Origin of the sequence: Aeromonas rivipollensis (assembly GCF_037811135.1) — a bacterium.
Lineage (GTDB): Bacteria > Pseudomonadota > Gammaproteobacteria > Enterobacterales > Aeromonadaceae > Aeromonas > Aeromonas rivipollensis.
Window position 1 is genome coordinate 3,046,627 of the sequence record NZ_CP149130.1, and the last position, 15,885, is coordinate 3,062,511.

The 15,885-nt window shown below is 61.4% G+C and carries 15 protein-coding genes; 6 read left to right on the top strand and 9 right to left on the bottom strand.

From position 1 onward, the window contains the following. Window positions 1–197: 197 nt before the first annotated feature. Both WIR04_RS13685 and lpcA read right to left on the bottom strand, forming a co-directional pair. The gene (locus tag WIR04_RS13685; RefSeq protein ID WP_205641403.1) at window positions 198–995 is read right to left on the bottom strand and encodes a class II glutamine amidotransferase; all 798 of its coding nucleotides are present in this window, start codon (window positions 993–995) and stop codon (window positions 198–200) included. A 122-nt stretch (window positions 996–1,117) separates the two neighbouring features. Further along, window positions 1,118–1,696: a D-sedoheptulose 7-phosphate isomerase gene (gene lpcA / locus WIR04_RS13690; protein WP_005325554.1), complete on the bottom strand. Its 579-nt coding sequence runs from the start codon at window positions 1,694–1,696 to the stop codon at window positions 1,118–1,120. 256 nt (window positions 1,697–1,952) lie between these two features. On the opposite strand from lpcA, the gene fadE reads away from it, so the two are divergent. Next, on the top strand, window positions 1,953–4,409 hold the full coding sequence (fadE, locus tag WIR04_RS13695) for an acyl-CoA dehydrogenase FadE (protein WP_307765020.1): 2,457 nt from the start codon (window positions 1,953–1,955) through the stop codon (window positions 4,407–4,409). Between the two features lie 173 nt (window positions 4,410–4,582). Beyond that, window positions 4,583–6,100: an HD domain-containing phosphohydrolase gene (locus tag WIR04_RS13700; RefSeq protein WP_025326394.1), complete on the top strand. Its 1,518-nt coding sequence runs from the start codon at window positions 4,583–4,585 to the stop codon at window positions 6,098–6,100. A gap of 80 nt (window positions 6,101–6,180) precedes the next feature. Here WIR04_RS13700 and WIR04_RS13705 read toward each other — a convergent pair whose 3' ends face one another. Together WIR04_RS13705 and dnaQ are read right to left on the bottom strand one after the other, a co-directional pair. After that, a complete protein-coding gene (locus tag WIR04_RS13705; RefSeq protein WP_338892582.1) occupies window positions 6,181–7,440 on the bottom strand; it encodes a TIGR03503 family protein in 1,260 nt (419 codons plus the stop codon). Further along, window positions 7,437–8,171, bottom strand: coding sequence for a DNA polymerase III subunit epsilon (dnaQ, locus tag WIR04_RS13710; RefSeq protein ID WP_025326392.1), 735 nt, complete (start codon window positions 8,169–8,171; stop codon window positions 7,437–7,439). The genes WIR04_RS13705 and dnaQ overlap by 4 nt, the downstream gene beginning before the upstream one ends. A gap of 52 nt (window positions 8,172–8,223) precedes the next feature. On the opposite strand from dnaQ, the gene rnhA reads away from it, so the two are divergent. After that, complete coding sequence (rnhA, locus tag WIR04_RS13715; RefSeq protein ID WP_025326391.1) at window positions 8,224–8,688, top strand: ribonuclease HI; 465 nt, start codon at window positions 8,224–8,226, stop codon at window positions 8,686–8,688. Between the two features lie 67 nt (window positions 8,689–8,755). Here the strand turns inward: rnhA and WIR04_RS13720 are convergent, their stop codons facing one another. Then, the gene (locus WIR04_RS13720) at window positions 8,756–9,478 is read right to left on the bottom strand and encodes a class I SAM-dependent methyltransferase (RefSeq protein WP_338887652.1); all 723 of its coding nucleotides are present in this window, start codon (window positions 9,476–9,478) and stop codon (window positions 8,756–8,758) included. 81 nt (window positions 9,479–9,559) lie between these two features. Here WIR04_RS13720 and gloB point away from each other — a divergent pair, with 81 nt between their 5' ends. Further along, on the top strand, window positions 9,560–10,324 hold the full coding sequence (gloB, locus tag WIR04_RS13725) for a hydroxyacylglutathione hydrolase (RefSeq protein ID WP_289984362.1): 765 nt from the start codon (window positions 9,560–9,562) through the stop codon (window positions 10,322–10,324). 69 nt (window positions 10,325–10,393) lie between these two features. Beyond that, window positions 10,394–11,935, top strand: a complete 1,542-nt coding sequence (locus tag WIR04_RS13730) for a LysM peptidoglycan-binding domain-containing protein (protein WP_338887656.1) — start codon at window positions 10,394–10,396, stop codon at window positions 11,933–11,935. A 66-nt stretch (window positions 11,936–12,001) separates the two neighbouring features. Here WIR04_RS13730 and WIR04_RS13735 read toward each other — a convergent pair whose 3' ends face one another. Next, the gene (locus WIR04_RS13735; protein ID WP_338887658.1) at window positions 12,002–12,847 is read right to left on the bottom strand and encodes an endonuclease/exonuclease/phosphatase family protein; all 846 of its coding nucleotides are present in this window, start codon (window positions 12,845–12,847) and stop codon (window positions 12,002–12,004) included. 110 nt (window positions 12,848–12,957) lie between these two features. Here WIR04_RS13735 and WIR04_RS13740 point away from each other — a divergent pair, with 110 nt between their 5' ends. Further along, the gene (locus WIR04_RS13740) at window positions 12,958–13,182 is read left to right on the top strand and encodes a hypothetical protein (RefSeq protein ID WP_025326386.1); all 225 of its coding nucleotides are present in this window, start codon (window positions 12,958–12,960) and stop codon (window positions 13,180–13,182) included. Window positions 13,183–13,188: 6 nt separating this feature from the next. Here WIR04_RS13740 and yciA read toward each other — a convergent pair whose 3' ends face one another. The 3 genes from yciA to WIR04_RS13755 form a co-directional block, all read right to left on the bottom strand. Next, a complete protein-coding gene (yciA, locus tag WIR04_RS13745) occupies window positions 13,189–13,587 on the bottom strand; it encodes an acyl-CoA thioester hydrolase YciA (RefSeq protein ID WP_005325590.1) in 399 nt (132 codons plus the stop codon). Between the two features lie 142 nt (window positions 13,588–13,729). Continuing rightward, entirely contained in the window at window positions 13,730–14,545 is an 816-nt protein-coding gene (locus tag WIR04_RS13750; protein WP_338887662.1) for an NAD-dependent epimerase/dehydratase family protein, read from the bottom strand. A 246-nt stretch (window positions 14,546–14,791) separates the two neighbouring features. After that, a complete protein-coding gene (locus WIR04_RS13755; RefSeq protein WP_106887359.1) occupies window positions 14,792–15,790 on the bottom strand; it encodes a LacI family DNA-binding transcriptional regulator in 999 nt (332 codons plus the stop codon). Between the last annotated feature and the right edge of the window lie 95 nt (window positions 15,791–15,885).

Genomic DNA, 15,885 nt, shown 5'->3' on the forward strand with positions numbered 1-15,885 from the left:
GCCATCAGAATGTGAGCCAATTCAAGTTATCAACACGCAGTTCCAGGCAGGAAAGAGATAAATGTTGTCACAAAATTAACAATGACATAACAATACAAGCCATGAGAATGATGCGGCTCAGCAACACCTCTCTCATCCCTTTTTGCCTGTATGGCTGCTGCGAAGAACCAGGGTAGGATTCTACCCTGGTATTTTTTTTATTGGCTGGTCAGCAGCTTGGCTGCATTGCCGTATTCCAGCTCACCCAGCCTGAACAGGCAGAACTCCCCGGGCGCCATCTTCACCCAGCTCTCATTGCCGGTGAGCGGGCGGGTGGCTATCAGCGTCACCACGTCATTTGGGGTGGTCTCGCTCTGGAAGTCGATGGCCACATCTTCATCCAGCAGGCGGGCCTCGCCAAAGGGGGCCCGGCGGGTCAACCAGTAGAGGTTGTTGCTGCAATAGGTCATCACGAACTCCCCATCCGACAGCAGCATGTTGAATACCCCGAGTCCGCGCAGCTCGTCACACAGGGTCGCGAGATAGCGGAACATGGCAGGGAAGTTAGCCGGACGCTTGGGGTATTTCTGCTCCAGCCTGTCGAGCAGCCAGCAGAAGGCGTGCTCGCTGTCGGTGTCCCCCACAGGACGGTGGCGCCCGGTCCGCAACCCCTTGTAGCCAGTCAGCTGGCCGTTGTGAGCAAAGGTCCAGTAGCGTCCCCACAGTTCGCGGGTGAAGGGGTGGGTATTCTCCAGCGACACGCATCCCCGGTTGGCCTGCCGGATATGGCTGACCACGGCGCGGCTCTTGATGGGCAGCGCCTGCACCAGCTTGGCGATGGGTGACTGGGCACTGGGTTCGGGATCCTTGAAGGTGCGAAAGCCTCGCCCCTCGTAGAAGGTGATCCCCCAGCCATCCTTGTGGGGGCCTGTCTTGCCGCCCCGCAGCATCAGCCCGGTAAAGCTGAAGCAGATGTCGGTCGGCACATTGGCGCTCATGCCGAGCAGTTCGCACATGTCCAGTCCACTCCCTGAATTAATTGATCATCTCTGCGCCAATCAGCGAACTTAAGCTGGATACGAGGCGCCAGGAGCGGTCACTAGAGCCCCCGGCAGCCCCACCCGCCCTCTTTCTCTGATTACTTGGCCATCTCTTTTTCGACCAGCTGGATCAGGATGTGAATGACCTTGATGTGCACTTCCTGGATGCGGTCGGCATAGCCGAAGTGCGGCACCCGGATCTCGACATCGGCCAGACCCGCCATCTTGCCACCGTCCTTGCCGGTCAGGGCAATCACCTTCATGCCCTTGGCACGGGCGGCCTCGATGGCTTTCAGGATGTTGCCGGAATTGCCGCTGGTGGAGATGCCGAGCAGCACGTCGCCGCGACGGCCGACCGCTTCCACGTAGCGGGAGAAGACATAGTCATAGCCAAAGTCGTTGGAGACGCAGGAGAGGTGGCTGGGATCGGAAATGGCGATGCCGGCATAGCCAGGACGGTTCTCGCGATAGCGGCCGGTCAGCTCTTCGGCAAAGTGCATGGCGTCGCAGTGGGAGCCGCCGTTGCCGCAGGAGAGCACCTTGCCCTCTTCCTTGAAAGAGTCAGCCAGCAGTTTGGCGGCCGCCTCTATGTTCTTCAGATTTTGCTCATCGGCCAGAAAGGCCTGGAGCACGCCGGCAGCTTCGGTCAATTCATTGCGGATAAGTTCTTGGTACATGGCGTCTGATGTCTCTTTGTATCGTCCAACATAGGGTTCTGCATTGTCGCACAAGCCAATCCAATCGTCGCCCCCCGCCCGCCATGATGCGGCCCCGGTACGTTAGGCCGATCACGGTGTCAAGGTAACGAGCTTGTAAACATCTTGATAATTTTGTGCGCATGAATTACAACAGGGGCCATATCCAACAGGTCAGACCTCTGGATCAGTTAACCCACGTTTCCCCAACTTCGGCAACTCATGCAAGGAGCGAAAAATGACGACGACCCTCACTCTGTTCGGGGTGATCCTGGTGATCGGCGCCATGGCTTACCGCCGGGCGTCACTGTTCACCTCCACGCTTGCCACGGCCGCCGCCCTGGTCGCTGGCGCCCTCTATGGCCATGTGCCCCTGCTGGTGTGGGTGCTGTTCGCGGTGATCGCCATCCCGCTCAATCTGGTGGAGTTTCGTCGCAACCAGCTGACCAAACCCCTGTTCAAGATCTACAAGTCCATCATGCCGGAGATGTCCCGCACCGAGAAGGAAGCCATAGAGGCGGGTACCACCTGGTGGGAAGCGGATCTCTTTGCCGGCAACCCGAACTGGAAGAAACTGCACGCCATCCCGGTCAGCACGCTGTCAGCCGAAGAGCAGGCCTTCATGGACGGGCCGGTTGAAGAAGTGTGCCGCATGGTCAACGACTGGGAAGTGACCCACGAGCGGGCCGACCTCTCCCCCGAGGTGTGGCAGTACCTGAAGGACCACAAGTTCTTCGCCATGATCATCAAGAAGAAGTACGGTGGCCTGGAGTTCTCCGCCTACGCCCAGTCCTGCGTACTGCAAAAACTGTGCGGCGCCAGCGCCGTGCTCGCCTCCACCGTCGGCGTGCCCAACTCGCTGGGCCCGGGCGAGCTGCTGCAACACTACGGTACCGAAGAGCAGAAAGACCACTACCTGCCACGCCTGGCCGTCGGCAAGGAGATCCCCTGCTTCGCCCTGACCAGTCCGGAAGCAGGCTCGGATGCGGGCTCCATCCCCGACTTCGGCATTGTCTGCAAAGGCGAGTGGGAAGGGGAAGAGGTGCTCGGCATGCGCCTGACCTGGAACAAGCGCTACATCACCTTGGCCCCTATCGCCACTGTGCTGGGGCTGGCCTTCAAGCTGCGCGACCCGGATCACCTGCTGGGTGAGGAAGAGGAGCTTGGAATTACCTGTGCCCTGATCCCCACCGACATCAAGGGCGTCGAGATAGGCCGCCGTCACTTCCCCCTCAACGTGCCGTTCCAGAACGGGCCGACCAAGGGGAACGATGTCTTCGTACCGCTGGACTTCATCATCGGCGGCCCGGCCATGGCCGGTCAGGGCTGGCGCATGCTGGTGGAGTGTCTGTCGGTCGGTCGCGGCATCACCCTGCCCTCCAACAGCACGGGCGGCGTCAAGATGCTGGCCCTGGCCACCGGCGCCTACAGCCGCATCCGTCGCCAGTTCAAGCTGCCCATCGGCAAGATGGAAGGCATTGAAGAGCCGCTGGCACGCCTGGGCGGCAACGCCTACATCATGGGCGCCGCCGCCAAGCTGACGGTGACCGGCATCGATCTGGGCGAGAAGCCGTCCGTCATCTCTGCCATCGTCAAGTACCACCTCACCGACCGTGCCCAGAAGTGCATCATAGATGCCATGGACATCCACGGCGGCAAGGCCATCTGCATGGGTCCGAACAACTACCTGGCCCGCGGCTATCAGGGTGCGCCCATCGCAGTCACCGTAGAGGGTGCCAATATCCTGACCCGCAGCATGATCATCTACGGTCAGGGTGCCATCCGCTGCCATCCTTACGTGCTGCCGGAGATGCTGGCCGCCAGCCATCCTGATCAGGAAGTGGCCCTCAAGCAGTTCGACAAGGCGGTGTTCAGCCATGTCGGCTTCGCCATCAGCAACCTGGTGCGCAGCTTCTGGCTGGGTCTGACCGGCGCCCGCTTCGCCTCAGCCCCCTACAGGGATCAGACCAAGGGCTACTACCAGCAGCTCTCGCGCCTCAGCGCCAACCTGGCCTTCCTGTCCGACATGGCCATGGGCACCCTGGGTGGCGAGCTCAAGCGCAAGGAGCGGGTCTCCGCCCGCCTCGGCGACGTGCTGAGCCAGCTCTATCTCGCCTCCAGCGCCCTCAAGCGCTATCAGGATGAGGGACGCCAGCAGGCCGACCTGCCGCTGCTGCACTGGGCGCTGCAAGACGCCATGTTCAAGGCACAGGAAGCCATCGACGAGTTGCTGCGCAACTTCCCGAATCGCTGGATTGGCCTGGCCCTGCGCGTCATAGTGTTGCCGCTGGGTCGCGACCTGAATCGCCCCTCCGACAAGCTGGACAGCCAGGTCGCCCGCCTGCTGCAGACCCCGAGTGCTACCCGCGACCGTCTGGCCGAAGGGCAGTACCTCACCCGAGAAGAGGGCAACCCCTTCGGGTTGCTGGAGCAGGCCCTCGATGACGTGCTGACCGCCGAGCCGCTGTTTGACAAGGTGTGCAAGGCAGAAGGCCGCAAGCGTCCCTTCACCCAGCTGGACAAGGTGGCAGACGCCGGCCTGGCCCTTGGCGTCATCAACCAGACCGAGGCCGACTTGCTGCGCCGAGCCGAAGAGAGTCGCCTGCGCACCATCAACGTCGATGACTTCGACCCCATCGACCTGGTGGCCAACAAGGCGCTGTTTGAAGCCTCCGCCTATCACAGGGCAGCCTGATGCCATGAATGCCAAAACGCCTCCTTCGTGGAGGCGTTTTTCATGCTGGCATCTGCCCGGCAACCCCGGATGGAGAAAGAGCGACCCGCTGGATCATATTTTGGATATCAATCCGTTTCCTAACTTGAATGAAGCGGTTAAGGTAAGCACAGGATCACAAACAGGATTGCGTAATGGATGATCAAATCCTGATAATTGACGATGAAGATCTGCCCCAGACAGCACCGCGCCCCGCCGGCTGGAAGGTGATGATAGTGGACGATGAGCCCGAGGTGCATCGCATCACCAAGATTACCCTGAGCAAGTTTGAGTTCGACGGCAAGCCCATCGATTTTCTGCACGCCTATTCCGCCGCCGAAGCCAAGACACTGCTCGCCGCTACACCGGATGTCGCCCTGCTATTGCTCGATGTCGTCATGGAAGCCGATCACGCTGGTCTCGAGGTGGTCAAGTTCGTGCGCGACGAGCTGCAAAACAAGATGGTGCGCATAGTGCTGCGTACCGGCCAACCCGGTCAGGCACCGGAAGATGACGTCGTCACCAACTACGACATCAACGACTACAAGGACAAAACCGAGCTCACCTCCCAGAAGCTGCGCACCCTGCTGCGCGCCAGCCTGCGTTCCTACCGGGACATTCGCACCCTGGAGAGCAATCGCCAGGGGCTGGAGAAAGTCATCGAAGCCTCCAAGGGGATCTTCGAGCAACGGGCCCTGCGGCAGTTCGTCGAAGGGGCCCAGACCCAACTCAGCGCCCTGCTCAATCTGGAAGAGTCCCAGATCTACGACGTGAAGCATCTGGCCTACGAGGTGCGGGATCAGGTGCTGGAGCCCCTGCTCAGCGACAGTCCGGCACTGCTGCTCTCTGACGCTCCGGGCATACTGCGTTGCGCCATGACCAAGGGCGCCAACGTCTACGATGGCAACCAGTTGGTACTCTATTGCCAGAACCCCCGTCACCACCTGTTGTTCCACATCGAGACAACCCGCCCTCTCAGCCAGATGGATACCGGCCTGCTGAGCCTGTTCACTGAGAACATCATAGTGGCGCTGGAGAACATCCGGCTCAACGAGGTGATCGGCGACAACCAGCGCGAGATCATCTACCGCATCGGCGAACTGGTGGAGAGTCGTTCCAAGGAGTCCGGCCTGCACGTCAAGCGGGTGGCACTCTACACCGAGCTGTTCTGCCAGCTACTCGACATGAACGAAGACAGGTGCGAGCTCATCAAGCGCGCCTCTCCCCTGCACGACATCGGCAAGGTGGGGATCCCGGATGCCATCCTGCACAAGCCGGGCAAGCTCACCCCGGATGAGTGGGAGATCATGAAGACCCACGCCCAGCTGGGGCAGGACATGCTCTCCGGCAGCGATCTCGCGCTGTTCCAGATAGGGGCCACCATAGCCGGCAATCACCACGAGAAGTGGAACGGCACCGGCTACCCCCGTGGACTCAAGGGAGAGGCCATCCCCCTGGAGGGACGAATAGTCGCGCTGGCGGACGTGTTCGATGCCCTGGGGTCGGATCGCTGCTACAAGCAGGCCTGGCCACTTGATGAGGTGCTGGCATTGATCAGAGCTGAGAAGGGAGAGCACTTCGATCCCCTGCTGGTGGATCTGATGCTGGCCAACCTCGAGAAGTTCCTCGAGATCCGCGAGCAGTACAAGGACATCTATATCGGCGCCCACTGAGATAGGGATGTCCAGCGAGCCGCCACCTCGCCATCACGAAGAAGCCGCCCATCGGGCGGCTTCTTTGCACTGAGCGCGGGCTATTGCTCCGGCAGATTGAGATCCAGCTTGGGCGCCGCCGGGGCCGCGGCCTCGCTTTGCGCCTTCCGGGCCGCCATCGCCTTGTGCAGGGTACGGCGTTTTTGCAGCAGGATGAAGCCACCCGCTCCCAGCAGGAGCAGCAGCAGGCCGCCGCCACCCAGGGCCCAGGGCAACCAGACCGGGCTCTCCCGCTCCTCAAATTTGGCCTGGGTCTGTACCGCTGCCGAGGTGGGAGATGCCGCTGAAGGGGTGGGCGCCGGTGGCGGCATTATGGTGAACGACTTGACCGGCAGTTGCAGTTGCACCTCGCGGCCGAGCCGGGTCGTGCCAAACAGGGTCGCCTCCACCCTGTACTGGCCCGCCGCCTTGAGGGCGGAGAGATCGACCCCAAGGCGGGGTTCGGTTGCCACTGCATTGAAGGCCATGCTGACCCCTGCGCTGTCGATGGCCTTGCCCTGGATCACTACGGAGGCCGGATCCAGCTCGTCGGCATCGATGAGCAAGGAGAGCCTGGCCCCGGTGTCACCGGAAGGGGCATCCAGGGTGTAGCTCAGCGGCCAGGGGAAGAGCAGCACCTGCTGGGACTGGGCACGGGAAAACACCTGATTGCCGCTGCTGTAGAGGGCGCGATATTTGCCTGCCGGCACGTCCAGCACCGCCTCGGCGGTCAGGATGCCATCCCCGGGCACCTCGTCGAGCCCCTTGCCATCATCCAGGTAGTGTCCGAGGGTCTCCTCGACGATGGGTTCCCCACTCTGGGCAGCGTCGTTGAACTGTTGCAGCTTCACCGTCATGCCGAGATCGGAGAGATAGTAGCCCGCCCCCGGCGCCGCCCCATCGATCAGCAGCCTGGATTGCAGCTTGACCCGCTCCCCCTGATAGAGGCGGGCCGGCAACGGCTCGCTCTCGAGCCGGATGTCGGTGAGCAGGCGCACCCTGTTCTCGGGGTCCACCTCGCCGATGGCCTGCCAGGGGCCCGGCATGGGGTTGCGTACCGTGATGAGATCCTGATCCTGCTGCGTCAGCCAGCCCACATCCGGCGGCGTGACCTTGCCCACATAGAGCTTGCTGCCATCCGGCCGCACCAGGATCACCGACGGCGTGCCCGGCTTGCGCTTGATGATGAAGGTGATCTCTTTCACCCCGTAATCGATGCGAAAACGGTTGTCGAGCAGCGGAATGTCGGAGGGGGCAAACACCTCGTTGGCCATGCCGGAGAGGGAGGTCAGCAGCAGCAGCCCCCCCCAGAGCGAACTCATTGTCGCCACAGGCAGGCTCCCCCTTTCTTCTGCACCAGATCCAGCCTGGCCTCATGGACGGCGACCACCTCTTCGCCGGCGCGCACCACCTTGAGGGGGGGCCGGTTGCTCTCCAGCCGACGGATCCCGGTGTCCTGGTTGCTGTCATTCTCGTTGCTCTCGCTGGCCAGATTGAGCTTGGTCTGGCCACCCGTCATCAGCAGGTAGACGTCCGCCAGTATCTCCGCATCGAGCAAGGCTCCGTGCAGGGTACGGTGGGAGTTGTCGATGCCGTAGCGATCGCACAGCACATCCAGGTTGTTGCGCTTGCCGGGGAAAAGATCCCGCGCCATCGCCAGGGTATCAGTGATGCCGCAGATGTCCGCCGTCTTGAAGTCGAGGCCGAGCTTGCTGAACTCATAGTCCATGAAGCTCACGTCAAAGGGAGCGTTGTGGGCGATGATCTCGGCACCGCGGATGAAGGCGATGAAGTCGTCGGCTATCTGGCTGAAGGAGGGCTTGTCCGCCAGGAAGGCATCGGTGATGCCGTGCACGGCGATGGCCTCGGGGTCCACCAGCCGATCCGGCTTGATGTAGACATGGAAATGGTTGCCGGTCAGTTTGCGGTTGATCACCTCCACACAGCCGATCTCGACGATGCGGTGCCCGAGGTAGACGGGGCCGCCTGCCGTGTTCATGCCTGTGGTTTCAGTATCCAGAATGATCTGGCGATTCAGTTGGGGTGTGCTCATGATCGAATCCATGTCAAACTTCGGTTTTATTCGCTAGTTTACCCCAAGACACATGCTAAAAAAGATTGATTTGTATACGGATGGTTCCTGCCTCGGCAATCCGGGCCCCGGCGGCTATGGCGCCGTCATGGTCTATGGCAAGCACCGCAAGGAGTTGGCAGGGGGCTATCGACTGACCACCAACAACCGGATGGAGCTGATGGCCGCCATCATGGGGCTGCGCACCCTGAACGAACCCTGCCAGGTTCGCCTGACCACCGACAGCCAGTATGTGCGCCAGGGGATCACCCAGTGGATCATCGGCTGGAAGAAGAAAGGGTGGATGACCTCAAATCGCCAGCCGGTCAAGAACGTCGATCTCTGGCAGGCGCTGGACGCTGAAGTGGCCCGCCACCAGATCGAATGGCTCTGGGTCAAGGGTCACTCCGGTCACCCCGAGAATGAACGCTGCGACGTGCTTGCCCGGGATGCCGCCAGCGGCAAGCAGCTCGCCGAAGACACGGGTTACCAGCCCTGAGATGCCCTGGAGGCCGAAGCGTCCATATTAATGAGGGAACAGCAAGCGCTCTGCCGCAACACCCTCGTCACCAGCCCTGGCGCGCCATACCAGGCGCCGCCATCGACTCCGGCAGGCGCCAACGGCGGCGCACCGGGGTGATGGGGAATCGCCGTTTGCGTGCGGCTATCACATAGACAGAGGCAAAGGCTCTGCAGTAATCCCGCCCCATGCTCTCCCGCCACCAGCCGATCCGGCTCTGCTTCCCCATGAAGGAGAAGCCGAAGCGCTCGTCAAACATCACCTCGCACCCCAGCAGTTGCAACCAGTCAGTCACCCGGGCCGGGGTGAACATGCGCGCCGACCAGGGCAGGTGCTGTCGCATGAAGGGCAGGTAATGACCCAGGCCGACCAGGCTGGTGGGGTTGTAGCCACTGACGATGAGCCAGCCGTCATCGGTCAGCACCCGCTCAGCCTCGCGCAGCACCTGGTGGGGATCCGATGAAAAGTCGAGACAGTGGGCGAGCAGGCAGGCATCCACGCTGGCGGTACGGATCGGCAAGGCAAGGGGATCGCCCTTGATATCCAGCAGGCGTCCGCCGGGGGCGACACCCAGCTGGTGGCGAATGGTGGAGCTGCCGCAGGAGAGTTCGGCGCTCAGGGCGCCAATTTTCAGCAGATGGTAGCCAAACAAATGAGGGCACCAGTTGTCGAGCCGCTCCTGGATCTCGGCCGCCACCCAGTCCCCCATGGGCAGTGCCGACCAGCTGGTCGGGATCGCGATCTGTTGTTCGGTACGTGCCAGCTGCATAATGGGACCAATCCGGGGTGCGAATGCCATCTTGTTATATAAGATCCCTTCCACAAAGAGAACACAAAGAGAAGCCGACCCATGTATACCGTCATCACAGTTCCCGCATTCAGCGACAACTACATCTGGTTGATCCGACACGAGAATCACTGCCTGGTCGTGGATCCGGGCGAGGCAACCCCCGTGCTGGAGCGGCTTGAGACGCTCGGGCTTGAGCTCGATGCCATCCTGCTGACTCACCATCATCGCGACCATGTGGGCGGCGTCACGGATCTGCTCCATCATTTCCCCCACGCCCGCCTCTATGGTCCCAAACATGATCCCATGCCGGATCATCACGGCCAGTGGCTCGATGACGGCGATCAGATCAACTGGCACGGCCTGAGCCTGGATGTCCTCCACATCCCCGGTCATACCCTGGGCCACATCGCCTATCACGGCCATGGCATGCTGTTTTGTGGTGATACCCTCTTCAGTGCCGGCTGTGGCCGCCTGTTCGAAGGCAGCCCCGCCCAGATGTACGGATCCCTGCAACGCCTCGCGGCCCTGCCCGATGACACCCTCCTCTATTGTGCCCATGAATACACCCTATCCAACCTGCGTTTCGCCCACGCGGTCGAGCCGGACAACCTGGCGATCCAGCGCCGGATCGGGGTGATCAGCAAGCTGCGTCAGCAGGGCCTGCCGAGCCTGCCCTCACGCCTGGGGGATGAGCGGCATTTCAATGTTTTTCTGCGCTGTAATGAGGACTCAGTGAAATTTTCTGCTGAGAAGTACGCCCTTAAATGCTTGGAAAATCCAGAGGATACCTTCACAGTACTGAGGGGCTGGAAGGACGTTTTTTGAACAAACCTTGATCAGGGGGCCATTGCCCCTTATGATGCGAGCTGTTTTTCAAGAGATGACCTGAGCGAGATGAAGCTACGAACGGCCTTATTGGCGGCGCTGTTTCTCAGCGGCTGTCAAAACCTGAGCCATCAGGATGACCGGGCGGTAACGGCAATCGAGCCGATCAAATCCCCCCAAGTCAGCAAGAAAACATACAAAAAACATTCAGCGCGCTTCCTGTTCGGCGATGAACAGATTGAAGAACTGGATGACACGGATAACCTGTGGGTGCGTATCAGCGATGATATGCAGCTGGACTCGCACGATAATGCTCGTGTCCGCCAGCAGCGTGATTGGTTACTGCGTAATGATAAGCATATGGCGACCATTGCCAGCCGGGCTGAGCCCTACCTGTATCTGATGGTAGAGGAAATCGAACGGCGTGAGCTGCCAATGGAGCTTATTACCATCCCCATGATCGAGAGCATGTTCGATCCCAATGCCCGCTCCCGCAGCAATGCGGTGGGTCTTTGGCAGTTCGTTCCTGCGACCGGCAAGAACTTCGGCCTGCGCCACGACAACTGGTATGACGGCCGCCGCGATGTATTGGCGTCCACCAATGCCGCACTGGACTACCTGGAGTACCTGAACCGTTTCTTCGACGGCGACTGGCTGCAGACGCTGGCCGCTTACAATGCCGGTGAAGGCCGGGTACGCAACGCCATCATCCGCAATCAGAAGGCCGGTCGGCCGACTGATTACTGGTCGCTGGACCTGCCCCGCGAGACCCGGATGTATGTGCCCAAGATCCTGGCCATGGCCGACATGATCCGCAATGCGGACAAATACAATGTCACCCTGCCGGTGCTGGCCAACAAGCCGCAGTTGCGGACCATCAACACTGGTGGCCAGATCGATCTGAACGTGGCGGCCCAGTTGGCAGGTGTCTCCGCTTCCCAGCTCAAGGCCCTCAATCCCGCACTCAAGCGTGGCATGACCTCGCCGCAGGGCCCCTACAACCTGTTGGTACCCATCGAGTACGCCGACACTCTGGAGCTGGCCCTGGCCGATCTGCCCCAGCGTGAACGTACCCGTGGTGTGCGCTCCTATCAGGTCACCAGCGGCGATACCCTCTCCCGCATCGCCCAGAACCACGGGGTGAGCGTGCAGCAGCTCAAGCTGGCCAACAACCTGCGCGGCAACAATCTGCGCCGTGGCCAGAGCCTGGTGATCCCCAACGGCGGCACCGCAAGCCAGGCCGTTCAGAGCAAGCCGCAGCAGCTGGCCAGCCGCAGTGGCAGCAAGATCCAGTATCAGGTGCGTTCGGGTGACAATCTGTGGAGCATCAGCCAGGCTCACGGGGTGACCCACGCCGATCTGGCCAAGTGGAACGGTTTGAGCGCCAAGTCAGCCCTGAAACCGGGTATGAAGCTGGTGGTCTGGCCCAAGCAGGGCAAGGGCAGCAACAAATCCATGGTCTATCAGGTGCGTCGCGGGGATTCCCTCTCCTCCATCGCCGCCCGCTTCCAGGTCGCCGTCAACGACGTGATGCGCTGGAACCAGCTCGGCAAGACCGACTACCTCAAGCCGGGGCAGGAGCTGACCCTGTTCGTGAAGAACAACAGCTGATTGCTTATCCCCGCATAAAAAAATACCCCGCCTAGTGCGGGGTATTTTTTTGGGCTTTCATTCGTCTTAAGGGGTGATGGCCTGGGCCGCGAACCGCGCCATGATGGGATTGTGATCCGAGGCATCGGTGGCCGGTGAGCTCACCTCCACCAGGTCCAGGTTGCGGTAGTAGAGGTGATCCAGCGGGCGGCCGAAGGCGGTACGGCGCAAGTCGGGCACAGGAACGGCCTCCTGCAGGCCAAGCTCGCCGACCAGCGTGTTCAACCAGAACTCGCGCTTGTCGCTCCAGGTGTTGAAGTCTCCCCCCAGGATGACAGGGCCCTGATGTCGATGGATCAGCGCGGTCAGATCGTTGAGCTGTTCACGGAAGGTCGCCATCCCTAACTCGAAGTTGACCGCATGCAGGTTGACCACCAGCACGCCGTCAGGATCCCCCTGCAAGGGGTAGAGGCTCACCAGACCGGACTTGGGGATGCGCAGCAGCGGCTCGGGGGAGCGCACGCCACAGACGAAAGCCTGCGGCGTCTTGGCCACCGTCATGACACCGAAGGAGACACCGCCCTGGGTGAACGCCTGCAACTGCTGCCACTGGAAGTCGCCGGCACGCAGCCATTGCAGCATCTCGGGCCGGGTCGCCGACTCCTGCAGCAGCACCAGATCCTGGGACTTGGCATATTCGTCCAGTCCTTCGCGCCAGTTCTTGCGCTGCCCCTTGTAGAGATTCCAGACGGTGATGCCAAACTCGCGGGGCAAGGCGGTGGAGGCCAGCGCCACCAGGGGGGGCTTCTGGCAATCGACGCCGGGCACTATGCCCGCCGCCGTGACCAGGTGATCCTGATCCGGCACCTCGAAACAGCCAACCAGTCCCAGCGTCAGCAGGGAAGTCCCCAGAATCCGATAACTATTTTTCATTGGCTAACAATCACCTGCCTCTGCAAGGCGCCATGACCCCCACAGAGGTCATGGACGCCGACTAGTCTCATTATTCGTGTCCGCCCGACTCATCCATGAGGGATCCCGCAATGGCGAGACAGCACCAGTACCGCGTGACATTTTATGATCAACAAGGAACCTGTCATCAAGTGGAGCTTTCCACCGTCTATCAGATCAGACGGGATCCCCAGTGCGATCTCTGCCTGTTCGACACGGATCAGTGTGTCGGCTCGGAAGAGATGCTGGAACGCATGATACGGCAAAAAACCGGGCTTGAGCAGGAAATATCCATCATCAACGCCCGGCTCATCTGAACAGATTCAGACCGGAACGGGACGGGATTTGCCCTGATCGTCGATGGCCACGTAGGTAAAGACCCCTTCCGTCACGCAGTAACGCTGGGCTTCATTCTCCCGCAGCACCGGCTTGACCCAGACCTCCAGCTTGAGGCGCATGGAGCTGCGCCCGACCTTCAGGCAGCGACCATAGCAACACACCACGTCGCCCACCTTGACCGGACTGTGGAAGGTCATGCCCTCCACCGAGACGGTACAGATGCGTCCTTTTGCCAGCTCCTTGGCCATGATGCCCCCACCTATATCCATCTGGGACATGATCCACCCCCCGAAGATATCGCCATTGGGGTTGGTATCGGCTGGCATCGCCAGGGTTCTCAGCAACAGCTCCCCATCGGGATGACGCTTTGTCTCTTCCATCATTACCGCTCTCTCTATATGGATGGCGGCATGATAGGGGGCGATCCCGCCCTTGGCAAACCTCAATTGCCGAGCTAACCCGCGCCGCACGGGGCTCCCGTGCCCAACCCCATGCAAAAAAGACCAGGTTGACACCCATCCGGACTCAACCTTGCGAGGTGGCCTGCTCGGCAAACCAGTGGGCCGGATCCGGCCAGCGGTAGACGAAACCCAGTCGCTGGCAGATGCGCTGCCCCTCTATGGGCGCAAAGACGCCGGCGGGCTCGATGAACTGCGGGGGCGCCAGCCCGAGCAGACGGCTTGCGAAGGGGTAGAGCTGCTCCCGGCGCGGATGTACCGGGGCGCTCAGGTTGTAGGCGTCTCCCTCCTGCCCCGCCGCCAGCATCAGCTGGCAGGCCGCCACCACGTCGTCCAGATGCACCAGGTTCACCGCCTGCCCTCCCCCCGCCAGCGTCTTGCCCGCGAGGAAACGCCCGGGGTGCCTGTCCGGACCGTAGAGGCCGGCCGGGCGCAGCACCATGGCGCAGGCGAAGCCGCCCTCCTGGACAGCCCGCTCTGCCGCCCGCATCCGCTCTCCTCTGGCGTTGGCCGGGTTCGGGGTCTCATCCTCCCCTTGCCCTGGCGCCCACACCGAGGTCGCGCTGATAAAGAGCACCTTGCCAACCCCTGCCTCTCTGGCCAGCTGGCACAACCGCGCCACCGACGCCGGGTAGTCCGCGGTCTTGCTGGGGGGCACGCAGATCACCAGAGCGCGGCAGCGAAAGGGAAGCGGACCCGCCATGTCAGGGGCCAGCAGGAGCGGCCAGGCCGCTATGCCCCCGTCACGCAACCGGGTGGCCTTCTCAAGGGAGCTGACCGTCACGGCGACGGACTGACCCTGCGCCTGCAACGCTCTGGCCAGGGGCAACCCCAGCCAGCCGGCTCCCACTATTCCCGTCTGATACTCATGTTCGATCGTCATTGGCAAAATCCTGACAAAAAAAAACGGCCATCCATGATGACCGTCGAAAGTAACGAAGGAAATAGCCGGATGAACCGGTTACCTCCCACAGCGGGAAAATCGGGAGCGCACGCTCCTAATTCGTGGGCCTATCCTAGTGGCAGCGCGGTCAAAAAGCTTTGAAGCGGATCACAGTTGAAAAGGATTTCTGAAAGCGCTTTCACTGTTTGACGAAAAAGCTGGCCCGCTTGGGGCCAACCTCATGGCTCAGGCCACTGACTCCCGACGCACCAGTTCCGCTTCAAACTTGAGCGCCAAACCCTCTACCGGCTTGTGATCCAGCAGTCGCAAGGCGAGCTCCGCAGCCCGCTCTCCCATCTCCTCGATGGGGTAGCGCACAGTGGTGAGCTTGGGATAGATGTAACGGGCATAGGGTATGTCATCGAAGCCGACCACCGAGACCTGCTGCGGTATCTTGTAGCCCCGCTCCAGCAGGCAGGAGATGGCCCCCGCCACCATGGCATCGTTGAAGCCCAGCACGGCCGTGAAGGGAACGCCGCGTTCCAGCAGCTCGCTCATGGCCACATAGCCCCCCTTCTCGTCGGCAAAGGCGCGACCGATGAGGGCGGGATCCAGCTCGATACCGGCCCGTTGCAGGGCGAAGCGATAGCCGGCCATCCGCTGCTGACCATCGACGAACTCCTCGTCATCCGAGGTGATGAAGGCGATCCGGCTGTGCCCTGCGTCCAGCAGATGCTGACAGGCGGTGGTGATGCCTGCCTGGTTGTCGAGCCAGACGCAGCGCTCCTCGCAGCCCGGCACCTGACGATTGATGAAGACGATGGGGGTGGATCCCGACGCCAGCTCGCTCAGCTCCTCGTCCGGCAGCGCCTTGCTGTGCAGGATCAGGGCGTCACACTGGCGTTGCAGCAGCGCCTGGATGGCGTGACGCTCCCGGGCCGCGTCGTGGTTGCCGGAGACCACTATGGTGAACTTGTTTGCCTTGTCGACCATGCTCTCGATGCCACGCATCATCTGGGCGAAGAAGGGGCCGCCACAGAGGTCCCCAACCAGGACGCCGATGCAGTTGGAACGTTTGCTTACCAGGGCCTGGGCGAAGCTGTTTGGACGAAAACTCAGCTCCTTCATGGCCGCGAGCACGGCCTCGCGCTTCTCGGGTGCGACCTGCGCCGTGTTGTTGATGACTCGCGACACCGTCGAAATGGACACATTCGCCAGCTGAGATACGTCTTTGATCGTTGCCACTCTCAATTCCTTTGTTGGGGAAGCCTGTCTGTGTTGATCGGGCATTATATCGAACCAGTCAGACCAAGACGCGGCGCCCGATCACCTGACAGGTT

Excerpts from the sequence above, each read along its gene's own strand:
- WIR04_RS13750 (WP_338887662.1), bottom strand. The coding sequence starts at position 14,545 with ATGACGATCGAACATGAGTATCAGACGGGAATAGTGGGAGCCGGCTGG.
- WIR04_RS13705 (WP_338892582.1), bottom strand. The coding sequence starts at position 7,440 with ATGAGTTCGCTCTGGGGGGGGCTGCTGCTGCTGACCTCCCTCTCCGGC.
- WIR04_RS13730 (WP_338887656.1), top strand. The coding sequence starts at position 10,394 with ATGAAGCTACGAACGGCCTTATTGGCGGCGCTGTTTCTCAGCGGCTGT.
- WIR04_RS13700 (WP_025326394.1), top strand. The coding sequence starts at position 4,583 with ATGGATGATCAAATCCTGATAATTGACGATGAAGATCTGCCCCAGACA.
- WIR04_RS13685 (WP_205641403.1), bottom strand. The coding sequence starts at position 995 with ATGTGCGAACTGCTCGGCATGAGCGCCAATGTGCCGACCGACATCTGC.
- lpcA (WP_005325554.1), bottom strand. The coding sequence starts at position 1,696 with ATGTACCAAGAACTTATCCGCAATGAATTGACCGAAGCTGCCGGCGTG.
- rnhA (WP_025326391.1), top strand. The coding sequence starts at position 8,224 with ATGCTAAAAAAGATTGATTTGTATACGGATGGTTCCTGCCTCGGCAAT.
- fadE (WP_307765020.1), top strand. The coding sequence starts at position 1,953 with ATGACGACGACCCTCACTCTGTTCGGGGTGATCCTGGTGATCGGCGCC.
- yciA (WP_005325590.1), bottom strand. The coding sequence starts at position 13,587 with ATGATGGAAGAGACAAAGCGTCATCCCGATGGGGAGCTGTTGCTGAGA.
- WIR04_RS13720 (WP_338887652.1), bottom strand. The coding sequence starts at position 9,478 with ATGCAGCTGGCACGTACCGAACAACAGATCGCGATCCCGACCAGCTGG.
- dnaQ (WP_025326392.1), bottom strand. The coding sequence starts at position 8,171 with ATGAGCACACCCCAACTGAATCGCCAGATCATTCTGGATACTGAAACC.
- WIR04_RS13740 (WP_025326386.1), top strand. The coding sequence starts at position 12,958 with ATGGCGAGACAGCACCAGTACCGCGTGACATTTTATGATCAACAAGGA.
- WIR04_RS13735 (WP_338887658.1), bottom strand. The coding sequence starts at position 12,847 with ATGAAAAATAGTTATCGGATTCTGGGGACTTCCCTGCTGACGCTGGGA.
- gloB (WP_289984362.1), top strand. The coding sequence starts at position 9,560 with ATGTATACCGTCATCACAGTTCCCGCATTCAGCGACAACTACATCTGG.